Source organism: Gemmatimonadota bacterium, from assembly GCA_009838845.1.
Lineage (GTDB): Bacteria > Latescibacterota > UBA2968 > UBA2968 > UBA2968 > VXRD01.
In genome coordinates, this window is the sequence record VXRD01000104.1 from 1 (window position 1) to 16344 (window position 16344).

At 52.9% G+C, this 16344-nt stretch carries 18 protein-coding genes; 1 reads left to right on the forward strand and 17 read right to left on the reverse strand.

All coding sequences use genetic code 11. The annotated features are described in order from the left end of the window. Nucleotides 1–729: 729 nt before the first annotated feature. The 6 genes from F4Y39_13050 to F4Y39_13075 all read right to left on the reverse strand — a co-directional run bounded on the left by F4Y39_13050 (nt 730) and on the right by F4Y39_13075 (nt 5827). Nucleotides 730–1140 carry a hypothetical protein gene (locus tag F4Y39_13050; GenBank protein ID MYC14650.1) on the reverse strand — a complete coding sequence of 137 codons (411 nt, stop codon included), beginning with the start codon at nt 1138–1140 and terminating at the stop codon, nt 730–732. Between the two features lie 73 nt (nt 1141–1213). Beyond that, a complete protein-coding gene (locus tag F4Y39_13055) occupies nt 1214–1465 on the reverse strand; it encodes a UPF0175 family protein (GenBank protein ID MYC14651.1) in 252 nt (83 codons plus the stop codon). A gap of 152 nt (nt 1466–1617) precedes the next feature. Further along, on the reverse strand, nt 1618–2544 hold the full coding sequence (locus F4Y39_13060) for an HNH endonuclease (protein MYC14652.1): 927 nt from the start codon (nt 2542–2544) through the stop codon (nt 1618–1620). Beyond that, a complete protein-coding gene (locus F4Y39_13065; protein ID MYC14653.1) occupies nt 2541–3416 on the reverse strand; it encodes a hypothetical protein in 876 nt (291 codons plus the stop codon). The genes F4Y39_13060 and F4Y39_13065 overlap by 4 nt, the downstream gene beginning before the upstream one ends. A gap of 29 nt (nt 3417–3445) precedes the next feature. Beyond that, the gene (locus F4Y39_13070) at nt 3446–4279 is read right to left on the reverse strand and encodes a hypothetical protein (GenBank protein MYC14654.1); all 834 of its coding nucleotides are present in this window, start codon (nt 4277–4279) and stop codon (nt 3446–3448) included. A gap of 120 nt (nt 4280–4399) precedes the next feature. Further along, the gene (locus F4Y39_13075) at nt 4400–5827 is read right to left on the reverse strand and encodes an efflux transporter outer membrane subunit (GenBank protein MYC14655.1); all 1428 of its coding nucleotides are present in this window, start codon (nt 5825–5827) and stop codon (nt 4400–4402) included. A gap of 96 nt (nt 5828–5923) precedes the next feature. On the opposite strand from F4Y39_13075, the gene F4Y39_13080 reads away from it, so the two are divergent. Continuing rightward, entirely contained in the window at nt 5924–6871 is a 948-nt protein-coding gene (locus F4Y39_13080; GenBank protein ID MYC14656.1) for a hypothetical protein, read from the forward strand. A 6-nt stretch (nt 6872–6877) separates the two neighbouring features. Here F4Y39_13080 and F4Y39_13085 read toward each other — a convergent pair whose 3' ends face one another. The 11 genes from F4Y39_13085 to sufC form a co-directional block, all read right to left on the reverse strand. Next, nucleotides 6878–8149, reverse strand: coding sequence for a hypothetical protein (locus tag F4Y39_13085; protein ID MYC14657.1), 1272 nt, complete (start codon nt 8147–8149; stop codon nt 6878–6880). Between the two features lie 27 nt (nt 8150–8176). Then, entirely contained in the window at nt 8177–8980 is an 804-nt protein-coding gene (locus F4Y39_13090; protein MYC14658.1) for an ABC transporter permease, read from the reverse strand. Nucleotides 8981–8984: 4 nt separating this feature from the next. Continuing rightward, nucleotides 8985–9815: a hypothetical protein gene (locus tag F4Y39_13095; GenBank protein MYC14659.1), complete on the reverse strand. Its 831-nt coding sequence runs from the start codon at nt 9813–9815 to the stop codon at nt 8985–8987. Further along, on the reverse strand, nt 9799–10776 hold the full coding sequence (locus F4Y39_13100) for an ATP-binding cassette domain-containing protein (GenBank protein ID MYC14660.1): 978 nt from the start codon (nt 10774–10776) through the stop codon (nt 9799–9801). Before F4Y39_13100 ends, F4Y39_13095 begins: the two co-directional genes overlap by 17 nt. A gap of 187 nt (nt 10777–10963) precedes the next feature. Continuing rightward, on the reverse strand, nt 10964–11548 hold the full coding sequence (locus F4Y39_13105; protein ID MYC14661.1) for an iron-sulfur cluster assembly accessory protein: 585 nt from the start codon (nt 11546–11548) through the stop codon (nt 10964–10966). Between the two features lie 48 nt (nt 11549–11596). After that, complete coding sequence (locus F4Y39_13110) at nt 11597–12079, reverse strand: Rrf2 family transcriptional regulator (protein ID MYC14662.1); 483 nt, start codon at nt 12077–12079, stop codon at nt 11597–11599. A 28-nt stretch (nt 12080–12107) separates the two neighbouring features. Then, entirely contained in the window at nt 12108–12548 is a 441-nt protein-coding gene (locus F4Y39_13115; protein ID MYC14663.1) for an SUF system Fe-S cluster assembly protein, read from the reverse strand. A gap of 3 nt (nt 12549–12551) precedes the next feature. After that, nucleotides 12552–13007, reverse strand: coding sequence for an SUF system NifU family Fe-S cluster assembly protein (locus F4Y39_13120; protein ID MYC14664.1), 456 nt, complete (start codon nt 13005–13007; stop codon nt 12552–12554). Continuing rightward, nucleotides 13004–14284: a cysteine desulfurase gene (locus F4Y39_13125; GenBank protein ID MYC14665.1), complete on the reverse strand. Its 1281-nt coding sequence runs from the start codon at nt 14282–14284 to the stop codon at nt 13004–13006. The genes F4Y39_13120 and F4Y39_13125 overlap by 4 nt, the downstream gene beginning before the upstream one ends. Continuing rightward, nucleotides 14281–15606 (reverse strand): Fe-S cluster assembly protein SufD, encoded by a 1326-nt coding sequence (gene sufD, locus F4Y39_13130; protein ID MYC14666.1) that lies wholly within the window; start codon nt 15604–15606, stop codon nt 14281–14283. The genes F4Y39_13125 and sufD overlap by 4 nt, the downstream gene beginning before the upstream one ends. Continuing rightward, the gene (gene sufC / locus F4Y39_13135) at nt 15566–16327 is read right to left on the reverse strand and encodes a Fe-S cluster assembly ATPase SufC (GenBank protein MYC14667.1); all 762 of its coding nucleotides are present in this window, start codon (nt 16325–16327) and stop codon (nt 15566–15568) included. The genes sufD and sufC overlap by 41 nt, the downstream gene beginning before the upstream one ends. Between the last annotated feature and the right edge of the window lie 17 nt (nt 16328–16344).

Consider the following 16344-nt stretch of genomic DNA (forward strand, 5'->3'; position numbering starts at 1 on the left):
GTACCAAGCTATGCTGAGAACCTGAAAGAAGAGAGATATATAACTGATGTCAAAAGCGTTTATGCAAGGCTCGCTGAATATGAGAGCTTTTGGCCTTGGATCCGTGCTTTCTCTGATTTACATGACCAGCTGGTACACACCAGTTCCAAAAGACCACTGGTTTTCAAACAATCCCGAATTCTTGATCATCTTCTTGTATTGGCAATTCGAACGGAGATATTGATTAGGGCATTCTTTAGAAAAGTTGCTCAGTTAGAAGATAATCGGGACCTACGGCTCGTATTCAATCAGTTTTCAATAAAGTTACCTGAGAAGTCAAGAGAGCGAAGTATTTTGTGCGCGGTTGCGGATAAAAAAACTTGGAGACAAACCGAACTAAGCGGAAAACCTGACGAAATTTTTGGGAATATAGACCTGATTCCTCAAAAGAAGAAATGGAATAAATCTCAGCATCATATCTTTTTATCTATACTGCGATTTGTGACTGCACGGAATTATTTTGCTCACCATTCCTTCAAAGATGAGACGTTAAATAACCAAGTAGAAGATTTGCCTGGACAAATTTTAGTTTCCTGCTTAAAAAGTGTGATTTATATGGATTATGTCGTTCAGAAAACTGTTTCCAAATCAGGCGATAAAAGTATAAAGTAATTGTACTCGGCGTATCTCCTTCTCGAATCGCGTAATTTTTGTAGCAAACCTTACGAGTGTCCCTGCCCCTCTTAATTATTATAAACTCTGAGCCTCACGTAGCCGCTCAAAGCAGTAATTCGCAAATTGCGGCAGCATGCCTTCCCACGGTTCGCAACCGTTCAAGCGTGCGCCATGAAACAGCCCGGCGAATGCAATCTCCTTTGAGGGACCAACGCTGATAGTAAGCATCACATCCCGGTCAATGACCCAATCGAAATCCACTTCGCCGTGTGGTGTAGCGTTCACATCCGGCCTACTGACATGAGGCGGGAATTCGTCGATAAGTTTCTGAGCAACAGCTACTGTCTCCGGAGCAAGTGCAAGGATGCCTTCGTCATCCCAGTCTTCGGTTCCAGCATCCTCAAGCAGACTGTAAACTTCGCGCTTGAGTGAGACTCGCTCCTCATTCGGATATTCGCTGGTCGTATCTGGATAATATGATTCCACGTTTCACTCCTCCGGTCCAGCCTTCTTGCTCAGGCAAGGGTTAATGATCGGCGAGGCATTGAGTATCCTCCCCTCACTCGCGATTTACTTCCTCTGCTATTTCGTCCACACTGTATTGGAATACTGAAACCTCAAACCGGCTCAGTGCCTCAATGAACTCACTGCGGGATAGTCCAGCAATCTCAGCCGCTTGGCTTTGAGAAACCTCTCTCATCTCGTACCATTTCACAGCAGCAGCCAAACGCAATTCTTGGGCGAAATGATCCGGGTCTTTTCGCACCGAAGAAAGCGCGTCTTCTGGCAGTTCAAAAGTGACTGTTACCATGTGATTCTCTCCTGATAGACCAATCTATGTTGCGTGTGATCGCCCTACTACAGTCGTGTGGTTTCTTACAATATAAGGGTATTCGTATAGATAAAATAAGGTGGGCAATCTTTACGCGGTACTAACCTACTGACCGTCAAGACTGTGTAGGGTTATGGGGATGAATTCCGAAAGCGCACAAATCGATGCTCAAGGAATTCACGATCCGGCCAATCTTCCTGTTCTCTTGGAAGCTGGAGTGATTTTCCATCAAGGTCTTTGAGGGTTACCAACAGATCGCCATCCTCTTGATCGTGCAACTGCGGCGATACATGGACTTGAAAATTGGGATCAACTCCGATCAAGTGCGAATCGAAAGCGACATGGTGTAGTGCCGACATACATATCCCATTCTGAACCCAAGGAGGGCCACCTTCAGCATCGGGTACAATATGGGCACCGACCAGCAGTTCTCGCACCGGTAATCCGCTGAATGCACATCGCCATTGGTATGCCGCTTTGGTACGGGTGCTAAACCAGGCCTGGTGGTTCCTGATGCGTGTCATTCTCCGGGAATAGGAAGCTTCTATGCTATCTCTCGCGGTATTAGCTGAGTCTATTTTCGGGATCTCAAAGTCCGCTGTCGCCAGTAGCACATGTCCTTCTTCCTGTTTGTGTCCTTTGACCCAGACCGGAAATATCGGCTGGTATATGGTTGGCGCGAGACCCCTGAAGTAGATAAGTGGTGCATCCCGCTGCATTGCGGCTAATAGTGCTCGGTTGGTTGGGTCACTCTGTCCGCCGTGTGCGAGGTCGTAACGAATCAGGCCGGTATCGTGGTCCAGGTTCGAATCGAGATCCTGATCGCGATACCATCGCGACCTTCCGGTGCGAGGGACTGTCGTCTTGATGCTGAGAGCGGCACTCATCAGCTTTGGCTTGAAGATACCTGTCACCTTGTTGGCGAACAGCACACGTTCGCCGCCTACCTGGAAACCTGTCCTGATTGCGTCCCAGGGAACTTGTCCGCCCCACTGCCGCGAAATTTTTTCAATGGCGACGAATGCTGCAGCACGAATATGTTTATCTGGATCAATCATTTTTCACCCGATAACTCTGCGTAATCAATTTCCAGTGGCTGGGTGATTCGTTTAGCAATTTCCAGGAGGTCGGGTCGGTCGGGTGGGATATCTTTTTCCATCTTTCCATCGGGATACACGGTTACTGTGTCTATCCTTTTTATGAATCCCTTTTTGGCTGTAGCTCGATTGAACTGGAGGCCGTCTTTTGAAATTGCCATGCGAGTCTGTAAAATGTGTCCTTCGCCGATAATGCGAAAAAGAAAGCCCAGGATGCCGGATGTTGGGCGCCCTGTAAGTCCTTTGATCTCGTCATAGGCAACCCAATTTCCAAAATCCAGCAGTCGATAGGTCATCACCCGCTGATTGGTTACTTTGAGATTCGGCGTCGAGAGCGTATCCATGTACGAATACCGGTCCGGCTTGCCGGGCTGGTATTCCCACCAGATTCGCACATTTACTGCCAGTTCTGGCGTTGGGGCTTCCACTATCTCGCGGATGACGCGATCTATTCGATAATCTATTTCCGTATTCTGTTTGTATTGATAGGATAACTGCGCGTACTGAGGCATCGCGTCTTCCGCGCGTGCGGTCACTTCCATAAATGCCTGAAACCAGTTTTCGTACCCAATAAATAGCGGCAGTCCCTGCGGATCGCGCGCTCTTGCCTTCTGTGCGAGATAAAGTATCATCTCTCCCTGAAATCGCGCACCATTGGTCGTCGCTGTCGGGTCGTAATCGTCACATTGCCGCATCGCCTCTATTATCTCTGCCCGACTTACCACCTGATACCCCGGACGCACGCCGTCTGCATATGCCGGTTGATCCAGTATAAAGAAAAAACAAAGGAGGGTTGCAATTCTCAACCCTCCTTTGTAGTGAAAGCCCGTCATGTTATCCCTAATTCGTTACGCCACGCTGTCTAATTTTTCAACACAATGAGGATGCGCTGACCGACGAGCAAGGGATCGGAAAAGGAGATGGTGACGGTTTGAGCTGCTTTATCCTCGCTGAGTGCGTATTCTTTGTCTTTGCTCAGTTTGCCATGGTCGTCGCATACGGCGGCGAGTTCGCCCTGTACGGTAATGTTTTCTCCAATGGCGACTTTTTTAACGTCGGTGTTGTCAACATCGGGGAAATTTATAATTTTGTAGTTTTTGCGAATCCTTCGCCAGGTATGGAGATACCCCTGTTCTTTCAGATTATCTTCGATGCCGATATAGACGAGGACTGAACTGATAATTTCCTCTGCATCCTTAAGGTCTTCCTGGGTGACTTTAAGGTCTTCCTGGGTGACCTTAAGATCTTCCCGGGTAGCCTGAAGGTCATTATGCGCTTTTTCGAGGGCTTCTGTTACGCGTTGAAGGCGATTGGTTTGCTCAAAGAGGCTGTTGCGGAGGCTGTCGCGGGCGGCTGCCACCTGTTCGAGATCACCTCTCAGAGTGGTGGTAAGACGCCGGTATTCTTTCATCTCATTGTTAAGGCGGTGGAGGGTGGTTAGCAAAACTTTATTCGATGTGCGAGAACTGTCCATTTGCGTACGCACGGAATCGATGCGGACATTTAGTCCCTCGACTACCATATTTAGAGAGTCTATCAGCGCTGCATCGCGTTTGGCTTCTTCCTCTATTTGCATGACGTAGGGACTTTCCTGAATAATTTCCTCTTCGCTGGGCAAAAACGCGATGTACAAGAGAAGTGCCAATGCGATGGCGGCAATGCCAATCACCAGGATGATTTGCTTGTTGTTGTTCACGAGGTACCTCCTGAAAAAGAGACGGTTGCAAAAAATGGGTGTTGGAGAGCAAGGGATTTTCTATGGGGCTGTCTCTGCTCTGAATTATTTGCGTGGTGAAACTGTGTGGTCCTCCCTTTATTATGGTGTTATTACGGTTTCGCGGTTGGGAAACCCGCCGCCCAATGCGAGGTGAAGGTCAATGCGCGCCTGGAGTCGTTGCTGGCGCACAACGAGCAATTGGCTTTCGGTCAGGTAAGCCGTGTTGCGTGTTTGAAGCACGGTCAACAGGTCTATAAGCCCTCTGTAATATCTATCTTCTGCCAATCGGCGCGCTTCCCTCGCCTGTTCAGCGGCGGTTTCCAGAGCGGTCTGGCGTTTTGCCAGATGCGCTTCTGCTGAAAGTGCATTTTCAACTTCGCCATATGCTTGCAAAACGGTTTGGGCAAATAGTGCGGCGGCTTCGTTTTCCCTGGCACTTGCCAGGTCTATGTTGCCCTGTATGCGCCCGCCCTGTAAGAGGGGTTGTGTGAGGTTGCCGATCAGGCTCCACACGCTGAAGTCCCCATTGAGCAGGTTGCCCAATGCGTCGGTGCTGGTTCCGCCCGAAGCGGTCAGGCTGATGCGCGGATAACGCAGGCGTTTGGCGGCTTTGTGATTGGCCTGAGACGCGGCAAATTGGCGTTCAATAGCAATGAGGTCGGGGCGTCGAGAAATGAGATCTGCCGGAAGGCCCGCGGGCACTGGATTTGGCACCCGGGGAAGGTCGCCAGCTATGGCGAATGTGCCTGAGGGATAGCGACCGATGAGCACTTCGAGTTGGCGAATAGCCATTTCATAGCGTTGTTCGCGCTGGTGCAGGCGGTCTTGCGATAGCGCGAGTTCCGATTGGCTCTGGCGCATGTCGAGCGAGGGCCGCACCCCGCGTTCGTAGCGCGTGCGTACTTGTTTGTGGTTGGTGAGGCTATTTTCGTACGTTGCCTGCGCGAGTTCGAGTTGGCGCCTGGCTTCGATGGTGGCAAACCACGCTTTGGCGGTTTGTGCCGCCAGTGACATGCGCGCGCCTCGATACATAGCCTGTGTGGCTTGATAGGTGGCCTGTGCAGCCGCAGCACTTGCGCCAAGCCGGCCCCAGAGGTCGATTTCCCACGCGGCATTGATGGAAACGCCATAGGTGGTGTTGGTGTTTGAGAGTACCTCTCCAGGCGCCTGACCGGGGAAGGGAAATCCGATGAAGTTTTGTTTGCGTCTCAATCCCGATGATCCCGCGCTGAGTTGTGGGTATAGGGGTGCGCCGGCCAATTTGGCCTGTGCGCGTGCGGCTTTGAGACGCGCTGCAGCAGCGTGCAGGTTGTGGTTGTATGCGAGTGCTTGCGCGATTAAGCTGTCGAGACGGCTATCGTTAAATGTCGCCCACCAGAGGGTGTCTGCAGGTGTTGTTGTGGCGGTTTCTGTCTGATAAGCACGAGGTGGCTGGACAGGGGATTGTTGCACGCGAGGCGCTGAAGCACAAGCTATCATGAGAGCAAAGCAGAGTGTAAAGAAGTGCCAGGCCGGGTGGGTACTCATTCTCGATCTCCTGAATGAATCTGACTGCTGATTGCGCTTATCATAAAGAAACTTTTATTTTTGTCAATATATATCGCAATCGGAGAGGATTAGCTTATGGCGACGCATTGTTTTGCGGGCATACTCGAAAGCACGTCGGTCAATATAGGATTGACACTGGGATCGGGGCAGGTGTTTCGGTGGGGACGAGATGTCGATGGGTGGTGGAAGGGTATTGCTTATGGCGTGGTTGTGCACCTGAGACAGATGGGAGACCAGATCCAATATCGCGCGTCGTCTGAGCGGGTGGCTACATACTGCGGGGAGATGGCGATTGATGATTTTTTGAGGTGGTATTTAAGATTGGATCACATGCCTCGGATCAGGGTGCCGCGCGGGGATACCTATTTGCGAAAGGCGCGAGATTTGTTGAAGGGGTTGCAATTTGTTCGCCAGGATCCATTCGAGTGTATTATTTCTTATGTTCTCTCGGTTCAAGCACATATGTCGTTGACTAAAAAGCGGATCGGATTTATTGCGCGAACTCTGGGCGAGAGACAGGTTTTTGAGGGCGAGACTTACTGGACATTTCCAGAACCCGATGCCCTATCTGAGTTGGACAGCGAATTTTACAGGCGTTACCGTTTTGGCTGGCGTTCGGAGCGGGTGGCAGAAACTGCGCGGTTTATCGCCGGGGCGGTGAGCGATGGGGCAGACCTGGATACCTGGCGGTGTATTTCCGATGAATTGCACGCGCTGTCCGGCAGTGGGGTTGGTATTAAGGTGGCGCGGTGTATTGATCTGTTCGCACTGGATCGGCTCTATGCTGTTCCGGTTGATACATGGGTGCGAAAATTTGCCCGAGAATGGTACGGTGTAACGGGTTCAGATGCGAAGATATGCCAGTGGGGTGAGGCGCGATGGGGTAAGTGGGCGGGCTATTGCAATGAGTATTTGTTCGCGTATTACCGCGAGTTGTATGGGCCAACGCTGTACGATCGAGTGCTTTCTTTTGATGCTTCTGATGAGGCTTCAGCGGTGATGCCGTTTGAAAATATGGGCTGATTGTTTTTACTCTCTCGCGTATTTGGGGTTGCCAAAGCCGTCGTTGACGATGTGAGAGCGGGCGGGGATTTCGGATTTTTCGGGAATGATGAGGTCCAGTTCGGTGCTGTTTTCAACAATTGTGCCGTCGCCCACGCGCACGTGATCTCCAAGGATGATTTTTCCCGGATCGCGGGAACCAGAGCGCACGGTGCCGAGCACGACTGACGATGCGATTTGACAGTCTGTGCCCGTTTCGACAAAACCGTAGATGTCTGTGCCGCTGCCAATTGTGGATCGGTCGCCAATGACGACGGGACCGAGCAAGGTGGCATCTGTGCCAATTCTTACGAAATTGCCAATGGTGGGATGTCGTTGCCGCGCTCTTCCTGTCAGTCCGCCGAGCGTGCAGGGGTAGATGATGCATCCGTAGCCTATGATGCCGGTTTGACCGGTTGTGAGGCCGCGGTGAGGGTGTTCGAGAAAGTTGGCGTCTGCAATGGTGGTTTCCGGGTGAAGGTCGGCCTGATAATAGCGCCCGCCGAGTTCTGAAATGGCACGGGGCAGGAGGGGGATGGGTGTGCAGTTAAAATTTTCGACCACGCCGGTTTGTGTGAGGGCATTGGCGATGTCGTGATAAAACAGGACGCGCCATCCGGGATAGGCACTGGCGACGAGTTGCATCTGATATGCGAAGACAGATTGCAGGCCTTTTTCGGCGAGGAATGCTTCGTAGAGATCAAAGTCGCGCGCTTCAATGGCTTTGTCAATGATGGGTGCAAATGCGAAGGCGGCGAGGTCGCTGTCATCCAGGTTGTGTATTTTGCGTGAATACGCATCCCACACGGCGGGATCTTTGAGCGATGCAAAGCGGTTCCAGAGTGCGCGGGTTTTGAGTTGGGGCAGCCGAGAAATGAGCGCGAAGGCCGATTGTAGCGCCACGTCTTCTATAGGACCGTTTTCGTCTTGCGCAGCTTGAAGCGATTGGTAGATCATGGCGTAGAGTTGGTCGGCAATTTCTTCGATGTTTTCAGTCAGGGTCGCCTGCGCAGCCTGGGACGCATTGTGGGAGCCTGGTGCGACGCATTCGAGCATGTTGCCGAGGACGGTTTCGAGGAGATCGCGATTGACAAAACCGCGACCCGATCGTTGCGAGAGAATCCCGCGGTTGATGGGGTCAATGCGCAGAGCAGCCAGTTCTTCTGCTGTGTAAATCGGTCGAATTTGTTCGATTACTTTTTCGAGGAGCGGGCGTTTGCGGTTTGCATACGCGGCGTCGAATAAGGTGGTGTTGTTCAAAGAAAATTCCTTTGTGATCCTGTTTGTTCAACTTCCGGTGGAGCGATAATGACGCACACCGATTTTCCATATCTGTAGGGTAATAATGAGGAATATGACGCAAATCAGGGGCGCGACCCACTGCAAGATGGCGGGCAATCCCATGGGGTCGCCGCGTTCGAGGATTGCCAGCGTTGGTAGGTAATTTACACACGCGAGGGGTATGATGTAAGTAAAAAATTTGCGAAACCAGATGCGGTAGATGGGCAAAGGGTACTGTGCGGTCTCCACACCGCCGTAAGTCATGGTGTTCATGAGTTCGAGAGATTCGGTGGTCCAAAACGCAATGGTGGCTTGTATGACCATGAGGCCAATAAAGAGACAAGCGCCTCCAAATATGGCGGTGGAGACGAGATAGATTTTTGGTACAGACCACGCGATGTCAAGGGTGTAGCTTGCCCAGGAGAAGACAGCGATGCCCTGGAGCAGGCGGCCAATGCGGCGGAGGGTGAGTTCATAGCCTGCGAGTTGCAGAGCGGTGCTGCGGGGGCGAAGCAAGAGGCGGTCGAAGTCGCCGCTTTTGACCATGGTGCCGAATATGTCGAAGCCGCGCGAGGCTGCGTCGGCAAAAGCGAAGGAGATGTTGATGAGGCCGTAGAGAAAGGCCACTTCGGGGAGGGTCCAGCCCTGGATGTGTTTGAATCGCGCGAAGAGAGAGGCGATGGCGAGAAATTCGACGCCGGTGGTGAGGAAATGTCCAAATGAGAGCATGATGAATGACGCGCGATATTGCATTTGGCTGCGGACAGATTGGCTGAGATAGTGGATGTAGAGGCGAAGCGCGTTGGCCATCGCATTATCCTCCTTGTGCGACAAGGCGGCGAATACCGCGGGTGAGGATGAGGTGCCCGGCAATGATCAGCGCAATCAGATAGGCGATTTGAAACGGCAGGTGATACCAGATTTGTTCTGGTGGGATGTGGCCCATGTAGAAGCGGAAGGGGATGTCCATGAGGTATCGAAATGGGAGGATGTTGATGGCTGCCTGTGCCCAGTCGGGAAAAAAGAGCAAGGGAATGATGATGCCGCTGAAGAGCCAGGTCAAACTACTCAGGAGTACGCCCAGGCCCTCGCCAGATATGGTCCACAAGAGGGCAATGGTCAGGAGATTGGTGATGGCTGCACTGATGAGGACGGCAAAGAGCATCGATACGAGCCAGGCACATGTGGCCGGGATATTGGGAGGCATTTGCAGGCTGAAGAAGAGACTGGCTGTGATGAACATGGGGAGAGCGCGGAAGACGCCTGGCGCAGTGCGTTGTGCTATGGCGCGACTGTACCAGAAGAAATACAGGTTGGTCGGGCGCACGAGTTCATAGACGACATTGCCCGAACGCACCATGGCGCGCACGTCGGGGTCGGCACCCTGGTAGGGAATGAGAACGAGAAATGCCTGGCCGAGCCATATATAGGTGATAACCTCATCAGCGGTCATGGGTTGTGGCGCGGTGGTTGATCTGTAGAAGGCTTCAAAGATCATGACGCGGATGAGGCCCCAGAAGAGTTGGGTGCCGAATCCCGCGAATGCCGCGGCGCGGTATTGCAAGAGGGTGCGAAATCTGGCGGAGAGGACAGCTATGTACGATTTGATAGCCAGCGATGATGTGCGGTTAGCGATTTTCGGCATAGAGACGCGAGATGATTTCTTCGATGGGGGTGTTTTCGACAAAGAGGTCGCGCACGGGGTGCTGCGCCGTGATGCGGGCGATCAGGTCTGCCGTGGCAACGCGGTCGGGGTCAAATGTGAGGTGTACGCGGTGTCCGTCGCGCAATACGACAGATGCATCGGGATCGGTGATGTCTTCTGTGCCTTCGAGATCGACGATGAGGCGGCGCTCTGTGGTGACGCGAGCGCGAAGGTTTTCGAGCGGGCCATCGGATAGTATCTGGCCCTGTCCGATGACCATTACCCGCGTGCAGAGGGCTTCGATGTCGTCCAGGTCGTGGGTGGTGAGGATGACGGTGACATCGCGCTCCTGGTTGAGGCGTTTGATGAAGTCGCGCACGGCGAGTTTGGAGACGACGTCGAGGCCAATTGTCGGTTCGTCTAAGAAGAGGATTGATGGATGGTGTATGAGAGCAGCGGCGAGGTCACAGCGCATGCGCTGGCCCAGGCTGAGCTGGCGCACAGGTATGTCGAGAAGCGATTCGAGATCGAGAATGGCGATCATTTCGTCGCGGGTTTGCGCGTATTGGTGATGATCGACGCGATAGATGTCTCGGAGCAGGTCAAAAGATTCGATGACGGGCAGGTCCCACCACAATTGCGTGCGTTGCCCAAAGACCACGCCGATTTGTGCGACGTGGGCGATGCGTTCTTTCCAGGGGATGCGACCGAGGATTTCACAGCGGCCAGAATCGGGTACGAGGATGCCGGATAATACTTTGACGGTGGTGGATTTGCCCGCGCCATTGGGACCGATATAACCGATGAGTTCGCCGGGTTCAATTGCGAAGGAGATACCGTCGAGGGCAGTTATCTGGCGGTAGTTGCGATGCATGACGCCGCGTAGCGCACCCCACACACCGGGCTGGCGTTGGGCGATTTGGAAGGTTTTGACGAGGTTTTCGACAATGATGTGGGGCATGGCGCAATATGCAGGGTTTACATTTCTTCGTGTCTATTAGACGGGTATCTCGGCGGGTGTGTTTTGATTTGTGGGAATTTTTTTAACTGGACGAATCCCGCGAGCTATGGTTTTGCATGAAAATAGCGTGCCCGATTCGTACGTACAGAATCGGGCACGCGCTTTTGTAGAGATGGAATCCAGATATTTACTGCGTGGTCTGGTAATACGGGTTGGTGCCTTCGGCGTGGTCTGTGATATCGCGGATGTTTGCAATTTCGGGAACGGCTTCTTTGATCATGACTTCCACGCCCTGTTTGAGGGTGACATCGACCATCCCACAGCCCTGACATCCGCCGCCAAATTGGAGAAAGGCCGTGTCTTCTTTTACATCGACCAGTGATACGTGACCGCCGTGTGCAGCAATGCCCGGGTTGATTTTTTCGTCAATTACCATTTGGATTTTTTCGGCCACGCTGCCTTTGAGGTGTGGTGGAACTTTGTGCGGGTTGTCAATTTTGAAGCCGCGTCCCATCAGGCCATCGACAAAATCGAGCGTGATGTCCTGGGTATAAGGCACGCTGTTTTCGTCAATGTAAATGTCGAAGCCGTCGTATGGTATCGCGGTGTCGCGGTCGGTGTCCTGTCCTTCGGCCACGAAAGCGAGTCGGTAGTTGGCCTGCAGGGGCGATGTTGCCTCGGCGGTGATGCGCACGCCTGTAATCACCTGTTCTTGCTCGTTTATCAAGCGGGTGATTTCTGTTTGTGCGACGTCTGTGACGGTGATGTCCATGAAGTTTCTCCTGTATGGGGCGGGTTTTAAACCCGCCCGTACTAGATTTTACGGCATTGTGACTTGTAAGAGTTCGTCTGCTTTGTGCGCGAGATGATTTTCAAGCTGGTGCCCATCTCCCATCAGGTCTTGCAATGTAATGCGGTCGAGCATCTGGTCAACCACAAATTGGATGGCGTTCCAGAGGGAGCGAATTGAGCAATCGACAGAATGTGTGCAGCATTCTTCATAGCCGGTGTGTTCATCGCAAAAGCCGTCGTTGAAGAACGGGTCGCCGAGGGCACCGAGTACATCGGAGATCAGGATTTCACTTGCGGGACGAGCCAATTTATACCCGCCGGCTTGACCGCGTACACTTTCGACGAGGTCGCCCAGGCGCAAGAGGCGAACGAGCTTGCCGACATGGGCGGTGGATAATCCTTCGGCGCGGCTGATTTCGGGAATCGAAATGCTACCGCCGGTTTCAGATGCGCGCTGTGCTACCTGCATGAGACAGCGGAGGCCGTATTCTTCTTGTGTGCTCAATTTCATAAAAGAACCTTTTCAGTGAGAGGCACTGTCAAAACATGCCCAATTCGAGTTTGGCCGCTTCTGACATGCGTTCTGGCGTCCAGGGAGGGTCGAATACGAGGTCGAGTTTGACATCGTAAACGCCTTCGGCAGATCGGGCTGCGGATTCGACCTGTCCGGGCAAAATACCCGCGGCGGGACAATTGGGGGCTGTGAGTGTCATTTGGACGTAGGTATTGCCGTCTTCTTCTACTTTGATTTCGTAGATGAGGCCCAGTTCGTAAATGTCAACGGGGATTTCTGGATCATATACTGTTTTGAGTGCTTTTACGATTTCTTCTTTTACGGCTTCGGTGTCGATGGGGCCTTCTGGCGGGGATTTTTCGGGCGGTGATTCCGGGGCTTCAATATCGTGAACTTCTTCAGTATGGTCGGAATCATTGTTGGACGGTGCGTCTGTGTCTTTGCGGAAAATGTTCAGGAGGCTCATGTGTCATCTCTCTGTTGTTATGGGGGTTTGGACATTGTCTATGGCTGCCCGAAGCGCGTGCCACGATAGGGTCGCGCATTTGATGCGGGTGGGATAGTCGCGCACGCCGGCAAAAACAAATAGTTTGCCCATCTGATCAAGGCCGAGATTGCTGGATGGGTCGGTGAGCATCGCTTGAAAGTCTTTGAAATAGGTTTCTGTTTCGCCGAGGGTTTTGCCTTTGATGGTTTCGGTCATTAAAGAAGCCGATGCTTTGGAAATGGCGCATCCCGAACCCTGAAAGCCAATGTCTTTTATGCGGTCGCCGTGGAGTTGGAGATAGATCTGTACTTTATCGCCGCAAAGGGGATTATAGCCTTTGGCAAAGCGGTCTGCTGGATCGATTACGCGAAAATTTCTGGGGTTTTTGTTGTGATCCAGAATGAGTTGCTGGTAGAGTTCGCGCAAATCTGACATCAGCCAAAAATCTTTCGTACGCTGTGAAGGCCAGAGACCAGTGCGTCAATGTCTTCACGCGTGTTGTAAAATGCCAGGGAAGCGCGCGTTGCTGCGGGTATGTCGTAGTGTTTCATAATGGGTTGCGCGCAGTGGTGCCCGGCGCGAACGGCGACGCCGGCCTGGTCGAGAATGGTGCCCACATCGTGGGGATGAATATCGGAGAGGGTAAATGAGAGCACACCTACTTTGCGCTCGGCTGTGCCGATCAGATTGAGGTCCGGCACGTCGCGCAGTGCGTCGTGTGCGTATTCCAGCAGGTTGGCTTCGTATTTTGTTGCGCCATCAAAGTCGATGCTGTTGAGGTAATCAATGGCGGCACCCAGGCCAATACTGCCCGCGATATTGGGCGTTCCCGCTTCAAATTTGTTGGGCAAGTTTCCGTACGTAATATTGTCGAAGTCAACGCTCTGGATCATGCTGCCCCCACCCTGGTAGGGCGGCATGGTATCGAGATATGTTTCGCAGCCGTACAGGACGCCAATGCCCGTGGGTGCGAACATTTTGTGTCCCGAAAAGGTGTAGAACTCGCAGCCGATGGCGCGGACATCCACGCGCTGATGGGGCACGGCCTGTGCGCCATCGATATGTACGGGCACGCCGTGGGCGTGTGCGATTTGCACGATTTCTCGCACGGGATTGACTGTGCCGAGCACATTGGAGATGTGTACGATGGAGACGAGTTTTGTGCGCGAAGAGAAAAGGGTTTGATACGTGTCCATGCAGAGTTCGCCCCGGTCGTTCATGGGGATGACGCGCAGTTTGGCTCCCTTTTCCCGGCAGAGCATCCACCAGGGGACGATGTTGGAATGGTGCTCCATTTCGGTGATGATGATTTCGTCGCCCTCACCGATTTGCTCGCGTCCAAAGGTTTGTGCAATGAGATTGATGCCTTCGGTGGTTCCGCGCACAAAGATGATTTCTCTGTCTGTGGCCGCGTTGATAAAGGTCGCCACCTTTCTTCTGGCGGCTTCATAAGCATCGGTCGCTATTTGCGAGAGGTGGTGTACGCCTCTGTGTACATTGGCATTCTGGTCGGTGTAATAATGCGAGAGGGCATCGATGACCGCGCGGGGTTTTTGCGCTGTGGCGCCATTGTCGAGGTACACGAGCGGTTGGCCCTGCACTTGTTGGCCCAGGATGGGGAAGTCCGCGCGAATGCGGCGCACGTCAAAGGGCTGTGCCGGGCGCACGGCTGGCTCGGGCGGTTGGAGTGTTAAGATGTCCAGAGGCGAATTCATGCGATGTCCCTTGCATCGATGTGTTCGAGGCGGGTGTCGATTAAGTCGCTCAGGTGCGACCGCACGGGGGCGAGGGTCACGCGCCCGATAATGTCATCGGCAAAAGCGCGGAGCAAAATTTGCTTTGCCTCGGTTTTGGGAATGCCGCGCGCTTGCAGGTAAAAGAGCGCGTTTTCGTCGAGTTGCCCTATTGTTGCGCCATGCGAACACTTGACTTCATCGGCGTAGATTTCGAGTTGGGGTTTGGTGTTGACGCGCGCGTTGTCCGAAAGCAGAATATTTTCGTTTTGCTGGTAGGCATCGGTGTGTTGCGCTTTTTGATGGACGTGAATTTTTCCCCGAAAAATCGCGCGAGAAGATCCTCCCAAAATCCCTTTGTAGAGTTCGTGGCTGGGGCAATGGGGTTCGGCGTGTTCAAGCAGGGTGTAGTTATCGACTTGTTGGGATCCTTCGAGGGCATAAAATCCATTGACGGTGGCTTCACTGCCTTCGCCGCGCAGGTACGCGCTTACGTCGTTGCGAACAAATGCTCCGCCGAGCGTAAAATCGTGAAAGGTCATCCTGCTGCTGCGTCCGAGTTGTGCCTGAAAATTGGCGACGTGCAAACCCGCTGTGCCCTGCAATTCGAGGCGGATACAATTTACGCTGGCATTGTCGCGGGCTATGATTTCTGTGACTGCATTGGTAAAATAGGTCTCTGTGCCCGTTCCCGCATAGGTTTCAACAAGCGAAAGCTGACTGTTTTCATCCGCGATGATCAGGTTGCGCGGATGAGATATTGTGGGGATTTCTGACGCTGTTGTGATAAAGAGGATATGCACGGGAGCTTCGACTGTGATATTGCGCTGAACATGGATGAATACGCCATCGCGCATGAATGCCGTGTTGAGAGCGGTGAAGGCCAAATCTGTGGTTTGTGCGAGTTTGCCCAGGTGCGCTTTGACGAGTGGATGGTCGTAAACGTCGGCGAGGTTGGCAATGGTTATGCCTTCTGGTACGTCAGATGTGTGTTCTGGCGCGTAATGCCCATTGACGAATACGAGGCGGATGCCTTGCAGGTCGGGATAGATGAAGGGTTCCAGTTCTGCATCTGCAAGGGTGGCAGGGGCTGCAGGCTCAAAGTTGGTTCTGATGAGCGCAGATGGATTCACACTTTTCCAGGCTTCATCTGCTGTGGTGGGATATCCCAGGCGGTCAAAGTCGGCGATTGCCTGTTGGCGCAATGCTCGCAGTGGCTGGCCGTTGAGGCTGGATTCAAATTTTTGAATCCAGGATGTGTGATTAGACGCTGTGTGTCGCGTGTTCTTCTTTGATCCAGTCATAGCCTTTTTCTTCCAATTCCAGGGCGAGTGTTTTGTCGCCCGATTGCACGATGCGTCCGTCGAGCATAACGTGGACCATGTCGGGCACGATATTGTTGAGCAAGCGCTGATAGTGTGTGACCACAATGGTCGCTTTGTCCGCGCTGTGGAGTGTATTGACGCCGTTGGCAACAACGCGCAGGGCGTCGATATCGAGTCCGGAGTCGGTTTCGTCGAGTATGGCGAGGCGGGGTTCTAAAACGGCCATTTGCAGAATTTCATGGCGTTTTTTTTCGCCGCCGGAAAAGCCTTCGTTGACCGAACGTTTGAGGAATTTTTCGTCCATTTCGACCAGTTTGAGTTTGTCGCGAATCAGCGCGAGGAAGTCTATGGCATCGACTTCTTCTTCATCTCTGGCCGTTCGAAGGGCGTTGAGGGCTGTGCGCAGGAAGTACGCGCTGTTGACACCGGGTATTTCTACCGGGTACTGAAAGGCGAGAAAGACGCCCTGTACTGCGCGTTCATCCGGGTCCATATCGAGCAGGTCCTGGCCCTCGTAGATGACTTCGCCTTCTGTAACGCTATAGGCTTCGTGGCCTGCGAGTACCTGGGCCAATGTGCTTTTGCCCGACCCGTTGGGTCCCATAATGGCGTGGATTTCTCCCGCGTTGACCTTGAGGTCGATGCCGTGAAGAATTTCCGCGCCTTCCACACCTGCGTGCAGATTCCGAATTTCGAGCATGTTATTCCATTCCTTAA